The organism is Streptomyces sp. NPDC031497 (genome assembly GCF_055580905.1).
Genome location: NZ_JBVIKO010000032.1, coordinates 76,821 through 94,965, shown reverse-complemented (window position 1 = coordinate 94,965; position 18,145 = coordinate 76,821). Strand labels below are relative to the sequence as shown.

General features: G+C 70.1%; 18 protein-coding genes. 4 read left to right on the top strand and 14 right to left on the bottom strand.

Annotated features, from left to right (window positions below; genetic code table 11):
- Positions 1-149: 149 nt before the first annotated feature.
- The 6 genes from cbiE to ACZ5K7_RS41930 form a co-directional block, all read right to left on the bottom strand.
- Positions 150-1,376, bottom strand: coding sequence for a precorrin-6y C5,15-methyltransferase (decarboxylating) subunit CbiE (gene cbiE, locus ACZ5K7_RS41955; RefSeq protein ID WP_351700619.1), 1,227 nt, complete (start codon positions 1,374-1,376; stop codon positions 150-152).
- A 114-nt stretch (positions 1,377-1,490) separates the two neighbouring features.
- Positions 1,491-2,120 carry a GNAT family N-acetyltransferase gene (locus ACZ5K7_RS41950; RefSeq protein ID WP_351700616.1) on the bottom strand — a complete coding sequence of 210 codons (630 nt, stop codon included), beginning with the start codon at positions 2,118-2,120 and terminating at the stop codon, positions 1,491-1,493.
- Positions 2,121-2,284: 164 nt separating this feature from the next.
- Entirely contained in the window at positions 2,285-3,121 is an 837-nt protein-coding gene (locus ACZ5K7_RS41945; RefSeq protein ID WP_468922585.1) for a MetQ/NlpA family ABC transporter substrate-binding protein, read from the bottom strand.
- Between the two features lie 77 nt (positions 3,122-3,198).
- On the bottom strand, positions 3,199-3,924 hold the full coding sequence (locus ACZ5K7_RS41940) for a methionine ABC transporter permease (RefSeq protein ID WP_468922582.1): 726 nt from the start codon (positions 3,922-3,924) through the stop codon (positions 3,199-3,201).
- Positions 3,921-4,955: a methionine ABC transporter ATP-binding protein gene (locus ACZ5K7_RS41935; RefSeq protein ID WP_351700607.1), complete on the bottom strand. Its 1,035-nt coding sequence runs from the start codon at positions 4,953-4,955 to the stop codon at positions 3,921-3,923. The genes ACZ5K7_RS41940 and ACZ5K7_RS41935 overlap by 4 nt, the downstream gene beginning before the upstream one ends.
- Before the next feature lie 320 nt (positions 4,956-5,275).
- Positions 5,276-5,923: an HAD family hydrolase gene (locus ACZ5K7_RS41930; RefSeq protein ID WP_468922578.1), complete on the bottom strand. Its 648-nt coding sequence runs from the start codon at positions 5,921-5,923 to the stop codon at positions 5,276-5,278.
- Positions 5,924-5,992: 69 nt separating this feature from the next.
- Here ACZ5K7_RS41930 and ACZ5K7_RS41925 point away from each other — a divergent pair, with 69 nt between their 5' ends.
- Both ACZ5K7_RS41925 and ACZ5K7_RS41920 read left to right on the top strand, forming a co-directional pair.
- On the top strand, positions 5,993-6,352 hold the full coding sequence (locus tag ACZ5K7_RS41925; protein ID WP_351700601.1) for a hypothetical protein: 360 nt from the start codon (positions 5,993-5,995) through the stop codon (positions 6,350-6,352).
- Between the two features lies 1 nt (position 6,353).
- Positions 6,354-6,773 carry a hypothetical protein gene (locus tag ACZ5K7_RS41920; protein ID WP_351700598.1) on the top strand — a complete coding sequence of 140 codons (420 nt, stop codon included), beginning with the start codon at positions 6,354-6,356 and terminating at the stop codon, positions 6,771-6,773.
- A 65-nt stretch (positions 6,774-6,838) separates the two neighbouring features.
- Here ACZ5K7_RS41920 and ACZ5K7_RS41915 read toward each other — a convergent pair whose 3' ends face one another.
- From ACZ5K7_RS41915 to ACZ5K7_RS41905, 3 genes are all read right to left on the bottom strand, one after another.
- Positions 6,839-7,336, bottom strand: a complete 498-nt coding sequence (locus tag ACZ5K7_RS41915) for a GNAT family N-acetyltransferase (RefSeq protein WP_351700595.1) — start codon at positions 7,334-7,336, stop codon at positions 6,839-6,841.
- 44 nt (positions 7,337-7,380) lie between these two features.
- Complete coding sequence (locus ACZ5K7_RS41910; RefSeq protein ID WP_468922575.1) at positions 7,381-7,887, bottom strand: RNA polymerase sigma factor; 507 nt, start codon at positions 7,885-7,887, stop codon at positions 7,381-7,383.
- A 74-nt stretch (positions 7,888-7,961) separates the two neighbouring features.
- Positions 7,962-9,146: a glycerophosphodiester phosphodiesterase gene (locus ACZ5K7_RS41905; protein WP_468922572.1), complete on the bottom strand. Its 1,185-nt coding sequence runs from the start codon at positions 9,144-9,146 to the stop codon at positions 7,962-7,964.
- A 320-nt stretch (positions 9,147-9,466) separates the two neighbouring features.
- Between ACZ5K7_RS41905 and ACZ5K7_RS41900 the strand changes: the two genes are divergently transcribed.
- Positions 9,467-10,138: a lysophospholipid acyltransferase family protein gene (locus tag ACZ5K7_RS41900; RefSeq protein WP_351700587.1), complete on the top strand. Its 672-nt coding sequence runs from the start codon at positions 9,467-9,469 to the stop codon at positions 10,136-10,138.
- Between the two features lie 161 nt (positions 10,139-10,299).
- On the top strand, positions 10,300-11,934 hold the full coding sequence (locus tag ACZ5K7_RS41895) for a multicopper oxidase family protein (RefSeq protein WP_468922568.1): 1,635 nt from the start codon (positions 10,300-10,302) through the stop codon (positions 11,932-11,934).
- 4 nt (positions 11,935-11,938) lie between these two features.
- On the opposite strand, the gene ACZ5K7_RS41890 is transcribed toward ACZ5K7_RS41895, so the two are convergent.
- The 5 genes from ACZ5K7_RS41890 to ACZ5K7_RS41870 form a co-directional block, all read right to left on the bottom strand.
- Positions 11,939-13,471, bottom strand: a complete 1,533-nt coding sequence (locus tag ACZ5K7_RS41890; protein WP_468922565.1) for an MFS transporter — start codon at positions 13,469-13,471, stop codon at positions 11,939-11,941.
- Positions 13,468-14,019 carry a TetR/AcrR family transcriptional regulator gene (locus ACZ5K7_RS41885; RefSeq protein WP_351700578.1) on the bottom strand — a complete coding sequence of 184 codons (552 nt, stop codon included), beginning with the start codon at positions 14,017-14,019 and terminating at the stop codon, positions 13,468-13,470. The genes ACZ5K7_RS41890 and ACZ5K7_RS41885 overlap by 4 nt, the downstream gene beginning before the upstream one ends.
- Before the next feature lie 85 nt (positions 14,020-14,104).
- Entirely contained in the window at positions 14,105-15,079 is a 975-nt protein-coding gene (locus ACZ5K7_RS41880) for an aldo/keto reductase (RefSeq protein ID WP_468922562.1), read from the bottom strand.
- 178 nt (positions 15,080-15,257) lie between these two features.
- The gene (gene argH / locus ACZ5K7_RS41875) at positions 15,258-16,685 is read right to left on the bottom strand and encodes an argininosuccinate lyase (protein WP_468922559.1); all 1,428 of its coding nucleotides are present in this window, start codon (positions 16,683-16,685) and stop codon (positions 15,258-15,260) included.
- Positions 16,686-16,784: 99 nt separating this feature from the next.
- On the bottom strand, positions 16,785-17,981 hold the full coding sequence (locus tag ACZ5K7_RS41870; RefSeq protein ID WP_468922556.1) for an argininosuccinate synthase: 1,197 nt from the start codon (positions 17,979-17,981) through the stop codon (positions 16,785-16,787).
- Positions 17,982-18,145 lie beyond the last annotated feature (164 nt).

Genomic DNA, 18,145 nt, shown 5'->3' with positions numbered 1-18,145 from the left:
TGGACTGCGCCACGTTGCGCGTCCCCGGTTCTGCCGTACCACACCCGCCCCAAAAGGGGCGCGTTTTCCGGATATTGACGAACGAATTTCCGGGCCACCGGTGCGGTGCAGCGATCGGCCAGCCTACCGCGCGCAGTATGACAACAGGATCACGGGGCGCGCTCGGGCAAGACGCCACTGAGCAGGAAAGCGACGTTTCGCTCGGTCTCCGTCCAGGCTCTGGTGTCGAGTTCGACGGACTGCAGCAGGGCGCATTCGACCTGGTATCCGTGCTCGGTCAGGTCGCGTCCGATGAGTTCGGCGGCGTCGCGGGTGGCGGCGTGGGTGACGATGCGCTGCGGGCGGCGGTCGGCGACCGCGCCGACCACGGCCGCTCCCCCGCCGCCGACCCGGACGACGTCGGGTTCGGGCAGGTTCTCCAGCACATGGGGCGCGCCGCCGTGCACGATCTGGAGCTGGACCCCGAACTTGCGGGCGGCCGCCTCGCTGCGGACGCAGGCCGCGAGGTCCCGGTCGACGGCGATGACGGCGGCCCCGGCACGCGCCGCCTCGGTGGCGAACGCACCGCTGCCGCAGCCGATGTCCCAGACGAGGTCCCCCACCCGGGGGCCCAGCCGGGCGAGTTGGGCGGCCCTGAGCAGATCCGTTTCCCCTTCGCCGAGCGCGGCTCCCTCGCCGTACTCCGTGTCGGGCTGCACCCAGCCGCGCGGGCCGGCCGACGGGTCCCGGCCGGCGATCCAGCCGCCGCCCTCGCCGGCCGGCACCGGCCCGGAAGGCCCGCCGATGACGATGACGACGTTGGGGTCGCGCCAGGTGTGGTCGGCGGCCTTGTCCGAGGTGACGACGCTGACCTGCTCGCGGTCGGTGCCGAGTTCCTCGCAGATGACGAAGGTGCGGTGGACGCCCTCCATCAGCAGGCCGAGTTCGGCGGGTCCGGCGCCGGGCGAGGTGAGAACGGCGACCTTGGTGTGGGCGCGGCACACGTTCACCGCGCGTCGCAGGGTGCGCCGGTGTGCGACGACCACCTGTGCGTCGTCCCAGGGCATGCCGGCGCGGGCGAAGGCGGCGGCCACCGAGGAGACGGCGGGGACGACCTCGACCTCCAGGCCGAACTCCGGTGCGCGCAGGGTCCGTACGACGCCGAAGAAGCCGGGGTCGCCGTCGGCGAGCACCACCGCGGTGCCGCGGTGGCCGGTGATGCGGCGGGCGGCGAGGGCGACGCTGCCGAGGCGGATGCGTTCGGCCGTTCCCGGCACCTCGGGGAGGGCCAGATGGTGGGCCGCGCCCGCGACGAGCGTGGCGGCACCGAGCGCGCCGCGTGCTGCGGCGGTGAGGGGCGAGCCGTCCCAGCCGATCACCGTGACCCGGTCGGCCATCGTCGTCAGTCTCCAGGGTTTTCGCAGGTCGTCAGGGTCCGGGGCCCATGGGCGGGCTCCGTGAGAGTACCTGGTGGAGCTGTCCGGCGCGCGACGGGGCGAATCCCGTCGGCGTCAGTTCCAGGAGGTGAAGCCACCGCTCTCGGCGAGTTCCTCGCCCGCGCCTTCCAGGTCCTCCGGGAGCAGGCTCCACACGATGAAGTCGGTGCGCACGTCCGCCCAGGTGCCGTCCTCGGTGCGGACGTGGACTATGCAGGCGTTGCGCAGCACGCCTTCGCTGATACCGCCGATCTTCTGGGCCACCTGCTGGGAGGCCGTGTTGTCGGCGGCGGTGCGGATCTCGATGCGTTCGAGCTTCTGGTCGCCCAGGAGCCAGTGCGCGGTGGCGAGCGCGGCCTCGGAGGCATAGCCCTCGCCGCGGGCCCAGGGGGCGATGATGTACGACAACTCGGTCGACCGGATGTGCCAGTTGGTCTTGGTGAGCTGGATGACGCCGACCAGGCGCTGGGTGAGGAACTCGGTGACCGCGAGGTCGAGGCCCCGGCCGTCGGTGCGTTCGGCGGGGGCGTACTCGGTGATCCAGTGCCGGGCCGCGTCCTCGGTGAACGGCTGGGGCACGTCGGTCCAGGCGGCGACCTGCTCGTCGTTCATCATCTCGGCCAGGGCGGGCACGTCGTCCTCGTCGAGGGGACGCAGCACCAACCGCTCCGTGCTGATGGAGATGTTGGGGAAGGTGCTAGTCATGCGCCACTCCGTAACCTTCGGAAATCCTTCAGGGCGTGCGAACTGCCCAGCATGCAGCATGAAACCACTGAACCGCACGACGGGGCCCACCCGCGGTGAGCGAGTGGACCCCGTGCGTGGCGATACGCCGTATACGTGCCGCCGGAAGACGATCGGAAAGACGATCAGAAGGACGGGATGACCGAGCCCTGGTACTTGTCCTCGATGAACTTCTTGACCTCGGGCGAGGTGAGGAGCTTGGCGAGCTTCTTCACCCGCGGGTCCTTCTCGTTGCCCTTCTTCACGGCGAGGAAGTTGCCGTACGGGCTGTTCTTCGCGGACTCCAGGACGAGGGCGTCCTTGGCGGGCTTGATACCGGCCGAGATGGCGTAGTTGCCGTTGATCACCGCGGCGTCCACGTCGTCCAGGGAGCGCGCGGTCTGGGCCGCCTCGACCTCCTTGAACTGGAGGTTCTTCGGGTTCTTGGCGATGTCCTGCGGGGTCGCCTCGCTGCCGGCGCCGTCCTTGAGGGTGATGAGCCCGTTGGCGGCCAGCAGCTTGAGGGAACGCGCCTCGTTCACCGCGTCGTTCGGGACGGCGACGGTCGCACCGCTCTTCAGCGCGTCGGCGCTCTTGACCTTGTGGGAGTAGAGGCCGAGCGGCTCCAGGTGCACCGTGACGACGGGCACGATGTGGGTGCCGCGCTTCTTGTTGAAGTCGTCGAGGTACGGCTGGTTCTGGAAGTAGTTGGCGTCCACCGAGCCGTCCTCGGTCGCCGTGTTCGGCACGATGTAGTCCTGGAACTCCTTGACCTCCAGGTCGAGTCCGGCCTTCTTCGCCAGGTTGTCCTTGACGTAGTTCAGGATCTCGGCGTGCGGGGTCGGGCTCGCGGCGACGACCAGCGGTCCGCTGTAGTCGGAGGAGGAGGACGCGGAGTCCTTGTCCGAGCCGCAGGCGGTGAGCCCGAAGGTGAGGGCTCCGGCGGCGAGGACGGCGGTGGTGATTTTGGCGGTGTTACGCACGAAAAGTGCCTTTCCTTAAGGGTGGAGCGACCCCGCGATGGGTGGTGCGGGGAAATCTGAGGGAGGGCGCCGGGGGCTCAGACGGTCTTGCCGGTGGCCGTGGAGGCCTTCAGCAGCCGCAGCTTCGGCACCGGGCCGGACTGGCCGCCGCGACGGTGCAGGGAGCGGGCCGTGTAGTCGCCGGCGAACTGGATGAGCGAGATGACGACGGCGAGGATCGCCACGGTGATCCACATCAGCTGGGTCTCGAAGCGCTGGTAGCCGTAGCGGATCGCGATGTCGCCGAGACCGCCGGCGCCGACCGTACCGGCCATGGCCGAGTAGCCGATGAGCGCGACGATGGTGGTCGTGGTGGAGGAGATCAGCGAGGGCAGCGACTCGGGCACCAGGACCTTGCGTACGACGGTCCAGGTGTTGCCGCCCATCGACTGCACGGCCTCGACGAGCCCGCCGTCCACTTCGCGGACAGCCGTCTCGACCAGCCGGGCGAAGAACGGGATGGCGCCGATGGCGAGCGGCACGATGGCGGCCTCGCGGCCGATGGTCGTCCCGGTGATCGAGCGCGTGAAGTTCATCAGCGCGACCATGAGGATGATGAAGGGCATCGAGCGGGCGATGTTCACGATCTGCCCGATGACCTTGTTGGCCAGCACGTTCTGGAGCAGTCCCCCGCGGTCGGTGAGGACCAGCAGGACGCCGAGCGGGAGTCCGCCGACGACGGCGATCAGCGTGGACCAGCCGACCATGTAGAGGGTGTCCCAACACGCCTGGGACAGCAGCGGCTGCATCTCGGACCAGCTCACTTGGCACCTTCCTTCACCAGCGCGGGCTCCTGGCCCACCACGTCGATCTGCAGGCCCTGTTCGCGCAGGAAGCCGACGGGCACCACGTTGTCCTCGTAGCGGCCCGGCAGTTCGATGCGCATCCGGCCGATCTGGAGGCCGCCGACGGTGTCGATGGCGGCGCCGAGGATCGATATGTCGATGTTGTAGGTGCGGGAGAGCTGGGAGATGACCGGCTGGGTGGCGGCCTCGCCGTGGAAGGTGACGTCGAGGACGGTGCGGTCGTCGCCGGAGGCCTCGCCGCCGACCGGGAATAGCGCGGCGGCCAGCTCGGAGCCGGGGGTGCCGAGCAGTTCGCTGACGGTCCCGGACTCGACGATGCGCCCCTTCTCCATGAGGGCGGCCGAGTCGCAGATCGACTTCACCACGTCCATCTCGTGCGTGATGAGCAGGACGGTCAGACCCAGCTGCCGGTTCAGGTCGCGCAGCAGCTGGAGGATGGAGCGGGTGGTCTCCGGGTCGAGGGCGCTGGTGGCCTCGTCGGAGAGCAGCACCTTGGGGTCGCCGGCGAGTGCGCGGGCGATGCCGACGCGCTGCTTCTGGCCGCCGGAGAGCTGGGCGGGGAAGGCCTTCGCCTTGTCGTCGAGCCCGACCAGGTCGAGCAGCTCCAGCGCCTTGCGGGAACGTTCCTTCCCTGAGATGCCGAGGATTTCGAGCGGCAGCTCGACGTTGTCCTGGACGGTCCGGGAGGAGAGCAGGTTGAAGTGCTGGAAGACCATGCCGATACGGCTGCGCGCCTGCCGCAGCTCCTTGCCGGCCCGGGGGCCGCGCCCGGCGAGGGCGGTGAGGTCCTGTCCGTCGACCGTCACGGTGCCGGCGGTGGGACGCTCCAGGAGGTTGACGCAGCGGATGAGCGAGGACTTGCCGGCGCCGGACTGGCCGATGACGCCGTACACCTCACCCTCGCGGACGTGCAGATCGACGCCGTCGAGGGCGGTGATCTCGCGACCGCGGGAGCGGTAGACCTTGGTCAGGCCCGTTGTGGTGATCACTGGGATTCCATCACTGTTGAGTACGCGGGCGTGGGTGGGCCCTGGTACGGGAGGGAAAATGTGCGCGGGGCAGCCGGGTCACATACGGCTCAGGGCGTACGGACAGGCCACGGCGGCGGCTCGCTTCGGGGCGCGAGGCTCTCGGGTGGTGCGGGGGCCCTCTAGAAGGCGCACATTCGACACATACAACGAGCACCGGGCGTCATGGTCGCCTCGGTCGCAGGGGTGCGGTCGCTCGTCGTGGTCATGCGATCAGTAAACCAGACCTACGGTCCTGACAGGCCGCCGCTGTCCGCATGCTGGACAGCCGCGGACACCCGTCAGCGGCGCGCGGAGATCTCCACGAGGTGGTCGTTGACCAGTGCCGACAGGGCCGAAAGGTCCTGCACCACGAGGTCCGCGTCCAGCTCGTGCGCCGGGTGGGTTGTGGCCAACGCCACGGTGGTCATCCCGGCGGCGCGGCCCGCCTGGAGCCCGGCCGGGGCGTCCTCGAAGACCACGCAGCGGGCCGGGTCGACGCCCAGCCGGCGGGCGGCGAGGAGGTAGGGCTCGGGGTCGGGCTTGCCACGGGTGATGTCGTCCGCGGCTATCAGCGTCTTGGGCCTTATCCCGACCGCGTCCAGGCGGGCCTCGGCGAGCCGGCGGGTGGCCGAGGTGACGACGGCCCAGCGGTCGGCGGGCAGGGAGTCGAGGAAGGCGGTGGTGCCGGGCAGCAGCCGGACCCCGCCGCCCGGGACGTCCTCCACCTCCAGCTGCTCGACCCGGGCGACGGCCTCCGGGACGAGGTGGGCGGGGACCAGGTCGGCGACGATGTCCGCGGCGGTCCTGCCGTGCAGTTCGACTCGGGCGAACTCGTCCGTGACGCCGTACTCCGCCGCCCAGCGGGTCCAGCAGCGCTCCACGGAGTCGAGGGAGGAGACCAGGGTGCCGTCGTTGTCGAAGAGCAGGGCTTGTGCGTGGATCGTCATGGTCTAGACCCTACGGTGTACGGCAGGGGCGACGGCGTGGGGCCGTTTCCGCCGTAATAAGGTCACCGCATGCTCAATGCCCTGTTGCTGGTGACCGGAGTCGCCGCACTGCTGCTCGCCGCGTGGTGCGGCTGGGCCGCGTACCGGGACCAGCCGACGAAGGACTGGCACTTCATCGGGATGGCCGTGGTGTCGGTGCTGGCGGTGATCCAGCTGGTGGCCGGGATCGTGCTGCTGGCCCGGGGCGACAAGCCGGCGCAGGGGACGACGATCTTCGTGGCGTATCTGGTGGGCGCCTTCGCGTGCGTCCCGGCGGCGGGGTTCATGTCGCTGGCCGAGCGGACCCGGTGGGGCTCCGTGACGGTCGCCGCGGGCGGTGTGGTGCTGGCCGTGTTGGAGGTGCGGCTCTATGACATCTGGGGAGGGTGAGATGACGACCGTGGAGCAGAGGCCGAAGCGGCTCACCAGTGGGCCGGGCACGCTTCTCGTGTGGTTCTACGGCGTGATGGTCGTCGGAGCGGTGTCGCGGTCCGCGTACCAGATCGCGACCGAGTTCGACCGGGCGCCGCTCGCGTACTCGCTGTCGGCGGTCGCGGGGGTGGTGTACGGGTTCATCACGTACACGCTGGTGCGGGGCGGCGAGGCGGCGCGCAGGGCGGCGCAGGTGTGCTGCGCCGCCGAGCTCGCGGGGGTGTTGATCGTGGGTACGTGGACCCTTGTCGACTCGTCCGCGTTCCCGGATGCGACCGTGTGGTCGGACTACGGGATGGGGTACGTGTTCATTCCGGTGCTGTTGCCGATCTCCGCGTTGTACTGGTTGCGGAAGGCGCCCAGGCAGCAGGAAGGCTGAGCAACAGGGCGACTGCGGGACCGTCTTGGCTGGTCGCGCAGTTCCCCGCACCCCTGGGTTAGTTGTCAGGCCGTTGTTGCATAGGTACCGGCCGGCTTTTCCAGGACGATCATCGGGACGCCGTCCGCGCCCTTCGACGTGCCTACCGTTTCGTAGCCGACGCGGCGGTACAGGCGGAGGTTGCCCTCGCTGCGGTGGCCGGTGAAGAGGCGGAACCTCTTGGCGCCGCGCTCCTCGACCAGCGCCGACTCGGCCGCGCGCAGCAGCCGCGCGCCGATGCCGTGGCCCTGGAGGCGGGGGTGGACGCAGAGCTTGCCGATGGCGGCGGCGCCGTCCTCGGTGACCGAACCGCGGACCGAGCCGACGACCTCCTCGCCGAGCCGGGCGACGAAGACGCAGTCGGACGCGACCTCCTGGCGGACCGAGTCGAGGCTCTGGACGAGCGGATCGATGCGGTAGTTGCCGTACAGCGCCGCCTCGCTCTGGAAGCACAGGTACTGGAGCCTGAAGATCTGCTCTGCATCCTGCTCGGTCGCCACCGAGATGGTCACGCTCATGCCCATGTGCGCACGCCTCCCGCTCACCTGATCGCCTGTCGTTCTCACTCCTATCCCCGCGCCGCGCGGGACGCAACCTCCGGCGTCAACAATCGGCGCAGACATCCCAGACATCTGGAACGTTCCGGTCCCAGACTGCCCTGTGAGATACCCAACTCCCCCGCGATCTCCCGGTATGTGAGGTCCTTCGGGGAGAGCAGGGCATCGAGGAGGCGGGGGCAGCGGCCGGGCAGGCGGGCGACCGCCTCGCGCAGGGCGCGGTGATGGGCGGTGGCGAGGACGCGCTGTTCGGGCGTGGGGGTGGCGTGGTCGGCGGGTTCGGTGCCGTAGGGGCGTTCATGGCGTGTCGTGCGGCGGGTGCGGCGGGACTCGGCGCGGACGGCTCTGCGCAGCCAGTCCTCGGGGGCCCGGGGCGGGCCGTGGGCCGCCAGCCGCTCCAGGAGACGGAGCCAGACGGTCTGTTCCAGGTCGCCGGGGTCGCTGCCACAGGCATACGCCTCGGCCGAGGCCTCGGCGGTGAGCAGGGGGCCCAGGGCGGCAACCAGGTCGTGCGTCATATGCGGAACGACGCGGCCGCCCCGGGGCAGGTTGCCGGGGCGGCCGGGAGTCACCCCGAACGGGGTGCGGGGGCTCAGCCGTTGACGAAAGCGTCGCGGGCCAGGATCGCGGTGTCGGCGTTGTCCGAGAAGACGCCGTCGATGCCGGTCTCGAAGTACGTCTGGAAGACCGGGAAGACATCGCCGTACGCGGTGACGTCGCTGCCCTTGCGGTAGGCCGGCGGCAGGAAGGGGTTCTCGTTGCGCATGGTGTAGGGGTGCAGGACCAGGCCCACCTTGTGCGCGTCCGCGACCAGCGTGCTCGGCTTGGTGAAGTCGCCGTTGGCGTCCTTCGGGATGACCAGGTCGAGGGTCGGGCCGATGCCCTGCGCGTAGCCGGCGATCTCCCGCAGGCCCTTCGGCGTGATCAGGTCGGCGACGGTGCGCGGGTCGCCGGTCGCGACGAAGTCGTAGGGCTGGGTGTTCGCCGCGGAGAGCAGGACGACCAGCGGGTTGTCGACCAGCGTGTTCAGGCGCTGGATGCTGGTCGGCTCGAAGGACTGCAGGATGACCGGCGAGTTCCGCTTGTCCTTGCCGTACTTGCGCAGCAGCTTGGCGACCCGCTCCTCAAGACCGAGGCCCAGCTTGCGGAAGTACGTGGGGTGCTTGGTCTCGGGGTAGATCCAGACCTGCTTGCCGCGCTTGCGGGTCTGCTCGTCCTGCCACTTGAGGACTTCCTCGAAGGTGGGGATCTCCCAGTGGCCGTTGTAGAGCGTGTTGTGCGGGCGGTTGGCCGGTATGCGCTCGATCGCGCGCAGCGTCTTCAGCTCGGCGAGCGTGAAGTCCTCGGTGAACCAGCCGGTGGTGGGGATGCCGTCCAGGACCTTGGTGGTCTTGCGGTCGGCGAACTCCTTGTGGTCGGCGACGTCCGTGGTACCGCCGATCTCCGGCTCGTGGCGGCAGACCAGGTGGCCGTCCTTGGTGGGGCACAGGTCGCCGGCCTCGACGACGTCGGCGCCGAGGTCGAGGGCCAGGTTGTAGGAGCCGAAGGTGTGCTCCGGGCGGTAGCCGCTGGCGCCGCGGTGGCCGATGATCGTCGGCTTCGGGAGGCTCTTCAGGCCGCCGTGGCCGTGGCCGGACCGCTTCGCCTCGGCCGCTCTGGCGGCGCCGGGCAGTCCGAGGACCGCTCCGCCCGCGCCGAGCATCGCCGCCCCGAGCAGCGCCCGCCGTCCGGTCGTGCCGTTCACCTGCGTCCGCTCGTTCGAGTCGTTCGTGTTCATGAGCGCCCTCCTGACCTTCACCCTTGGATGCGGGCTGATCGTAGGGCTGTCGACGTGACCGACGGGAGACCGTCGGCCCAACGGCCGGGTGACGCCGTATGGCTGTCGGACGGCGCGTGATGACGGTCCGTCGGCGACTTCCGTCACATCGCCGCGGCCTCGCCGCGAGCTGTCCTCCGGGCAGCACCGCAGGTAAACCAGCGTCAACAGTGCGTAAGACCTCGGTGAACCGGCCGTACTCGATGTGCGCTCCCCATGGGGCCGCGAGTAATGTCCTCACCTGCACAGACTCATACCGCCCCTCGACATCGGAGGACCCGTTGTCCCGCTTCGCGCTCATCAAGGCAGTGCTCGGACCGATCATGCGCCTGATGTTCCGCCCCCAGGTGGAGGGCGTGGAGCGCATTCCGGGAGACGGTCCGGTCATCCTCGCCGGGAACCACCTCACGTTCATCGACTCGATGATCCTGCCACTGGTCAGCAAGCGGCAGGTGTTCTTCATCGGCAAGGACGAGTACGTCACCGGGAAGGGCTTCAAGGGCCGGTTGATGGCGTGGTTCTTCACCGGCGTCGGCATGATCCCGGTGGACCGGGACGGCGCGAGCGGTGGTGTCGCCGCGCTGATGACCGGCAAGCGGGTCCTGGACGAGGGCCGGATCTTCGGGATCTACCCGGAGGGCACCCGCTCCCCCGACGGCCGGCTGTACCGGGGCCGTACCGGGATCGCGCGGCTGACGCTGATGACCGGCGCGCCGGTGGTGCCGTTCGCGATGATCGGCACGGACAAGCTGCAGCCGGGCGGCGCGGGCATCCCGCGGCCGGGCAAGGTCACCGTCCGGTTCGGCGAGGCCATGGAGTTCTCCCGGTACGAGGGGATGGACCGGGACCGCTATGTGCTGCGGGCCGTGACCGACTCGGTGATGGCCGAGGTCATGCGGCTGTCCGGGCAGGAGTACGTGGACATGTACGCGACGAAGGCGAAGGCCGCCTGACACTCTTTCGGCGCAAGGGCACGGACCGGGGGTTCGTGCCCTTCTGTCTGCCATCCGCCTGACATCGTCCACGTCCGCCTGGCGGTGGAATCTGGCCCGACACTTGGCTTATTCATGCGCATTTACCGCCCATATGAGCACACAGCATGTCTTATTCAGATATGCAGAAACCTTCTCGGCGTACCCTGCTCAGTGCTCCGTTCGCTGCCGCCGGCGCGGGGCTCCTGGCCGCTTGTTCCGACTCCGACTCCCCCTCGCGCTCCGGCCCGCAACACACGGCCGGGACCGCGGCGTTCGTCCCCCAGGGGCCCAAGGGGTTCGTCAACCCGTCGGATCCAGAGGTACTCGCGACCGAGCGGAAGCGCGGCTCCGGCTCCGTCCGCATGGTCACGTTCACGGCCGCCGAGAGCATGCTGGACCTGGGCGGCCGGTCGGTGCACAGCTGGGCCTACAACGAGTCGGTCCCGGGCCCGCTGGTGCGCGTCACCGCCGGTGACGTCCTGAGCCTGACCGTCAGCAACCGGCTGGCCGAGAAGACCACGCTGCACGCGCACGGGGTGCGGCTGCGCTGCGACATGGACGGCGTTCCGGACCTGACCCAGTCGGCCATCGCGCCGGGGACGGACTTCGTCTACCGGTTCGTCGCCGCCCACCCGGGCACCTATCTGTTCCACTCGCACGTCGGCATGCAGCCCGACCGTGCCCTGTACGCGCCGTTCATCGTCGACGACCCGAAGGAGCCGCTCGCCTACGACAAGGAGTGGGTCGTCGTCCTGGACGACTGGGTGGACGACATCGACGGCTCCAACCCCGAGCAGGTGCTCGACCAGCTCAAGCCCGGCGGCTCCATGGCGATGCACATGGGGATGGGCATGGGGCCCGGCCACGGCAGCCCGAGCCCACGCCGGCCGGCGGCCGCGCCCTCGGCAGCATCCAAGCCCAAGCAGCGGATGGGCCCGGACCGGGTGCTGCGCGACTCCCACAGCAGCATGCTGCACGGCGAGGGCGGCAACGTCGCCTACCCCCACTACCTGGCCAACGGGCGGCTGCGCACCGACCCCTCCGTCTTCCGCTGCAACCCCGGCGACCGCGTCCGGATCCGCCTCATCAACGCGGGCTCCGAGACGGCCTTCCGGGTCGCGCTGGGCGACCACGCCATGACCGTCACCCACACCGACGGCTACCCCGTGCAGCACAAGCAGACCGACGCCCTGCTCATCGGCATGGCCGAGCGGTACGACGTCCTCGTCACCGCCAAGGACGGCGTCTTCCCGCTGGTCGCACTCGCCGAGGGCAAGAAGGGCAAGGCGCTCGCGATCCTCCGTACCGACAAGGGAAGAAACCTTCCGGCGGCGGATGTCCGCCCGAACGAGCTGGACCGCGAGGTCGTGCCGGCCCGTCGGCTGCTGCCGGCCGAGTCCGTCCGCATGGACGACCGGGTACCCGACCGCGACCTGCGGATCAGGATCACGGGCACGATGCAGAAGTACGACTGGGGGTTCGACCACAAGCCGTACGACGTGCGGCAGCGGCATGCGGTGCGGGCCGGTGAGCGGGTGCGGCTGACGCTCATCAACGCGACCGACATGTGGCATCCGATGCATCTGCACGGGCACACGTTCTCGGTCACCGGGCTGAACTCGGCGGGGGCCCGGAAGGACACGACGATCGTGCTGCCGCACCGCAAGCTGGTGCTCGACTTCGACGCCGACAACCCCGGGTTGTGGATGCTGCACTGCCACAACCAGTACCACTCGGAGAGCGGGATGATGACCGTGCTCGGCTACAAGAGGTGAGATGTCACGCCGGCAGGGCGCCTTCCAGTTTCTGTCCCTTCAGCAGGAACCAGGCTGCCACCGCCGTCGCCAGGAGGACCACGGCGCCCGCGCCCGAGGCCAGGTGCAGGCCGTGGACGAAGGAGTCCCGGGCCGCCGCCAGCATCTCGGTGGCCGGGTGCGGGGGCATGGTCGTCGATGCCTGCACCGCCGCGCCGAGGGATTCGTGGGCGGCGGCCGGGGTGCCCGCCGGGGCCGGGAATCCGCGGTAGACCCCCATCACGATCGAGCCGAGCAGGGCGATGCCCAGGGCCGCGCCCAGTTCGTACGCCGTCTCTGAGACCGCCGAGGCGGCACCGGCCTGGTCCTTGGGGACGCTGGAGAGGATCACGTCCGCCGTGACCGTGAAGGAGAAGCCCGCACCGACGCCGACCACCAGGAGGGCGGCGCCGAGGACCGGGTAGCCGGTGGACTGCGAGAGCGTGGTCAGAGCCGCGAGGGCCACGCCGACGGCCGCCAGACCGCCGGAGACCACCGCGCGTACCGAGTGGCGGCGGGCCGTCCGGCCGGCCACCAGGCCCGCCGCCACCGCGCCCACGGCGGCCGGGAGTTCGGCCAGGCCCGCCTCGAACGGGGGCCTGCCCTGGACCAGTTGCAGGTACTGGGAGAGGAAGAACACCAGGCCGGACATGCCGAGCACGGTCAGCAGGTCGGCGAGGACGGCACCGCTGAAGCCGCGCCGGCGGAACAGCCGCATGTCCAGCAGGGGCTTGGGCATGGTGAGTTGACGGCGGACGAAACCGTAGAGGGCCGCGGTGCCGAGGAGGGCGGTGGCCGCGCTGACTCCGGTGAGGCCGTGGGTCGCGGCCTCCTTCACCGCGTACACGACCGCGATCATGCCGACCAGCGACAGGACGACGCTGATCAGGTCCCAGGGGCCGGGGTCGGGGTTGCGGGACTCGGGGAGCGTCCTGATGCCGACGAGGACCAGGACGACCATCACCGGCAGGTTGATGAGGAAGACCGAGCCCCACCAGAAGTGTTCGAGCAGGAAGCCGCCCACGATCGGGCCGACGGCCGTACCGGCGGAGGCGGTGGCGCCCCAGATGCCGACGGCGAGGCTGCGCTCGCGCGGGTCGTGGAAGAGGTTGCGGATCAGGGCGAGGGTGGCGGGCATCAGGGTCGCGCCGGCGACGCCCAGCAGGGCGCGGGCCGCGATCATCGTCCCCGGGGTCGTCGCGTACGCGTTCAGGACGGATATCGCGCCGAACGCCGTCGCGCCGCCGAGCAGGATCCGCTTGCGGCCGATGCGGTCACCGAGGCTGCCCATCGAGACCAGCAGTCCCGCGATGACGAACGAGTAGACGTCACCGATCCAGAGCAGCTGGGTACCGGAGGGGTTGAGGTCCTCGCTGATGTAGGGGGTCGCGAGGCCGAGGACGGTCGCGTCGACGGCTACCAGCAGCACGGCAAGCACCAGGACGGAGAGCGCGAGCCAGCGCCCGGGGCGCTTCTCCTCCGTCTCCGTGGCGAACGCCGGCCGCACGGTGCTGGTCATGATTCCTCTCTTCGTCGTGCACCGCCGAGCAGCAGCTCGACGATCATGTGGGTGAAGTCCTTGGGGGCGACCCTGCCCTCACTCACCGCCCAGGCGGCGGAGGCGAGCAGGCCGTACAGCGCCTCGGTGAGCCAGGCCGGGGTGAGGTCGATACGGAACTCGCCGTTCTGCTGGCCGCGTCGGAAGAGGGCCGCGATGCGGTCGTCGATGCGGGTCCAGCCCTGGTTCTGCTGCTCGCCCTCGAACAGCTGGTTCTCGGTGTAGAGGAAGGCCAGCAGGCCGGCGGCCGGCTCGATCTCGCGGACCAGGCGGTGGACGGCGTCGGCCGCCGGGCCCTCGTCCAGGCGGGCCGCGTCCAGGGCCGCCTCGCACTCCTCGATGCCGAGCGCCTCCAGCGCGCGGACGAGCGCGTCCCGGCCCGCGAAGTGCCGGTGCAGGGTGGCCCGGCTGATCCCGGCGGCCTTGGCGACCTCGTCCATGGTCGCGGTGGATTTGCGGGTCAGCAACGCGGCTGCGCTGCGCAGCACCTGCTCACGGTCGAGGGCCATGAGACAAGAGTAACCCACGTGAGACATCCTTGTCTCACCGCGGGCATGTGTGACTCACGAGAGGCTGGTCGGGGGTGGTTCCTCGTCAGTGCCAGGGCAGGCTGCCGCGGCGGTCCCAGTAGGCGCGCGGCTCCTCGGCCAGGGTGGCGAGGCGGGTCAGCTGGTCCTCGTCGAGGTCGACGGCGGCCGCGTGCAGGTTGGAGTCGAGCTGGGCGAGCGTCGCCGCGCCGGACAGGACCACTCCGGCCCAGGGCTGCCGCAGGACGACGGCGAGGGCCACGGCGTCGCAGCCGAGGCCGGTTTCCTCGGCCACGGCCCGCAGCGCGTCGGGGGCGTGCGGGGCGGCCAGGCGGCCGTTGGCCATGCCCTCCTTCACGATCACCGTCAGTCCGGCCTCGCGCGCCTCGGCGAGAGCGGGCCCAGCCGAGGTCTCCAGGACGTTGTACGTCGACTGGACGGTACGGAAGAGGGGCTCACCGTCGACCGTGACGGCGAGGGCGGCGCGAATGGCGTCGGCCTGGGCGGGGCCGCTCGTGGAGAAGCCGACGGTGAGGCCGGTGCCGGCCGCTTCCGCGAGGCGTGCGTGCAGTTCCTTGTCGGTGAGGGCCGGGCTGTCCGGGGTCACCGAGTGGATCTGATAGAGGTTGAGGTGGTCGCCGAGGAGTTCGGCGGTCTCGGCGCGCTGGCGGTCGTAGGTCTGGACGCTGTGGTCCTTGACCTCGTGGGTCTCGGCGTCCGCCGACCAGCCGGCGGTGTAGGTGTAGCCCCATTTGCTGCCGACGACCACGTCGGCGGCGGCGTCGGGGCGGGTGTTCAGCCAGTCGGCGAGGAACTCCTCGGAGCGGCCGTAGGAGCGGGCCACGTCGAAGTAGCGGACGCCCAGGGCGTAGGCGGCGTCGAGGAGTTCGTGCGTGCGGGTGCGCAGCGCGGCGACGCTGCGGTCCTCGCCGAGGTCCTCCTCGCGGCCGAGGTTGATGTAGCCGGGGCGGCCTACTGCGGCGAGGCCCAGGCCGATGTGGCAGGTGGGAGTTGTTGCTGTTGCCAGTCGGGCGAAGGGCATCGCGGGCTCCGTTTCGGTCGGCTGCGTCGGGCTATTGACCAACGTAACCCGCGATGACCTTTGGTTCGCCGTTCAGCTCGGGTGGTTCGGTGCGTCGGCGGGTGCGGGTGGGTGGGGGTTGTTCGCGCAGTTCCCCGCGCCCCTTGCGGGGCGCTGTCCCTCCCGGCGCTGAAAAGTTCTACTTCTTCGCGTCAGCCCACTCATGCTGCTGGGCCACGTTCGCCCTGACCTCCGCCAGTTGCACCGCCACGGCGCTCGGGGCCGTGCCGCCGCGGCCGTCGCGGGAGGCCAGGGCGCCGGGGACGTTCAGGACCGAGCGGACCTCCGGCGTCAGGTGGGCCGAGATCTTGGCGAACTGGTCGTCCGTCAGCTCGTCCAGTTCCTTGCCCTCGGCCTCCGCCGCCTTGACGCACTCGCCGGCCACCTCGTGGGCCACGCGGAACGGGACGCCCTGCTTGACCAGCCACTCGGCGATGTCGGTGGCGAGGGAGAAGCCGGCCGGGGCCAGTTCCTCCATGCGTTCGCGGTTGACGGTGAGGGTGGCCATCATTCCGGTGAAGGCGGGGAGCAGGACCTCCAGTTGGTCGCAGGAGTCGAAGACCGGCTCCTTGTCCTCCTGGAGATCGCGGTTGTAGGCGAGGGGCAGGGCCTTGAGGGTGGCCATGAGGCCGGTCAGGTTGCCGATCAGGCGGCCCGACTTGCCGCGGGCCAGCTCCGCGATGTCCGGGTTCTTCTTCTGGGGCATGATCGAGGAGCCCGTGGAGAAGGCGTCGTGCAGGGTGACGAAGGAGAACTCCTTCGTGTTCCAGATGATGATCTCCTCGGCGATCCGGGAGAGGTTCACCCCGATCATCGCGGTGATGAAGGCGAACTCGGCCACGAAGTCGCGGGAGGCCGTGCCGTCGATGGAGTTGCCGACGCTGCCGTGTTCGAAGCCGAGGTCCGCGGCCACCGCCTCCGGGTCCAGGCCGAGCGAGGAGCCGGCGAGGGCGCCGGAGCCGTACGGGGAGACGGCCGTGCGGTCGTCCCACTGGCGCAGCCGTTCCGCGTCCCGGGACAGGGACTGGACGTGGGCCAGGACATGGTGGGCGAAGAGCACCGGCTGGGCGTGCTGGAGATGGGTGCGGCCGGGCATGGCCACGTCCGGGTGGGCCTCCGCGAGGCCGATCAGGGCGTCCTGGAGGTCGGCGATCAGCCCGCCGATCACCCGGGCGTGATCCCGGAGGTACATCCGGAAGAGGGTGGCGACCTGGTCGTTGCGGGAGCGGCCGGCGCGGAGCTTGCCGCCGAGGTCGGGGCCGAGGCGCTCCAGGAGGCCGCGCTCCAGAGCCGTGTGGACGTCCTCGTCGGCGATGGTGCCCACGAAGGAGCCGTCGGCGACATCGGCCTCCAGCAGGTCGAGGCCGGCGATCATGCGCTGGAGTTCGTCCTCGGTGAGCAGGCCCGCCTTGTGCAGCACGCGCGCGTGGGCACGCGAGCCGGCGATGTCGTAGGGCGCGAGCCGCCAGTCGAAGTGGACGGACGCGGACAGCTTCGCCAGGGCCTCGGCGGGACCGTCGGCGAAACGGCCGCCCCAGAGCCGTACGTCACCGCTGTTGCTGCTCACTTGCGTTGCTCCTAGAAGAGTTACGGATGTGGCACCGCCTCCCCGGCCATGAACGGGGAGGCGGTCGTCACGCTACTGCTCAGGACAGGTCGTGTCGGGCTACGCCCGCATTTGACGCTCCGCCGCGATCTTCGACGACAGGCTGTAGATGTCGATGAAGCCCTTGGCCGCGGCCTGGTCGAACGAGTCGCCGGTGTCGTAGGTGGCGAGGTGGAAGTCGTAGAGGGAGGAGCCGGAGCGGCGGCCGGTGACCACCGCGCGGCCGCCGTGCAGGGTCATCCGGATGTCGCCGGTGACATGCTGGTTGGCCTCGTCGACGAAGCCGTCCAGGGCGCGTTTGAGCGGGGAGAACCACAGGCCGTCGTAGACGAGTTCGCCCCAGCGTTGCTCCACCTGCCGCTTGTAGCGGGCGAGTTCGCGCTCGACGGTGACGTTCTCCAGTTCCTGGTGGGCCGTGATGAGCGCGATCGCGCCCGGCGCCTCGTACACCTCGCGGGACTTGATGCCGACCAGCCGGTCCTCGACCATGTCGATCCGGCCGACGCCCTGGGCGCCGGCGCGCTCGTTCAGCTCCTGGATGGCCTGGAGGACGGTGACGGGCCTGCCGTCGATCGCGACCGGGGCGCCCTGCTCGAAGGTGATGACCACCTCGTCGGCCTCGCGCGGGGTGGCCGGGTTCTGGGTGTACTCGTAGATGTCCTCGATCGGGCCGTTCCAGATGTCTTCCAGGAATCCGGTCTCCACGGCGCGGCCGAAGACGTTCTGGTCGATGGAGTACGGGGACTTCTTGGTGGTCGCGATCGGGAGGCGCTTCGCCTCGCAGAAGGCGATGGCCTTGTCGCGGGTCATCGCGTAGTCGCGCACCGGGGCGATGCAGGTGAGGTCGGGGGCGAGGGCCACGATGCCGGCCTCGAAGCGGACCTGGTCGTTGCCCTTGCCGGTGCAGCCGTGGGCGACCGTGGTGGCGCCGTGCTTGCGGGCGGCGGCGACCAGGTGCTTGACGATCGCCGGCCGGGAGAGGGCGGAGACCAGCGGGTAGCGGTCCATGTAGAGGGCGTTGGCCTTGACCGCCGGGAGGCAGTACTCCTCGGCGAACTCGTCCCTGGCATCGGCGACCTCGGCCTCGACCGCGCCGCACGCGAGGGCGCGCTTGCGGATGACGTCCAGGTCCTCGCCGCCCTGGCCGACGTCCACCGCGACGGCGATGACCTCGGCGCCCGTCTCCTCGGCGATCCAGCCGATGGCGACGGAGGTGTCCAGCCCGCCCGAGTAGGCGAGTACGACGCGCTCGGTCATGGGTCCCTCCTCCCGTACATCCACTTGCTATGCATGAGTATGCAGAGCTCTGCATGATTCGTCAATCCGGCCGGGTTCGGCTGACCGATATGAAAAAGGTTTGAACAAACGAAACCGCTTTCCCGTACCCATCCCTGAACGCCGGCGCCGCGTTTGTAAACCCA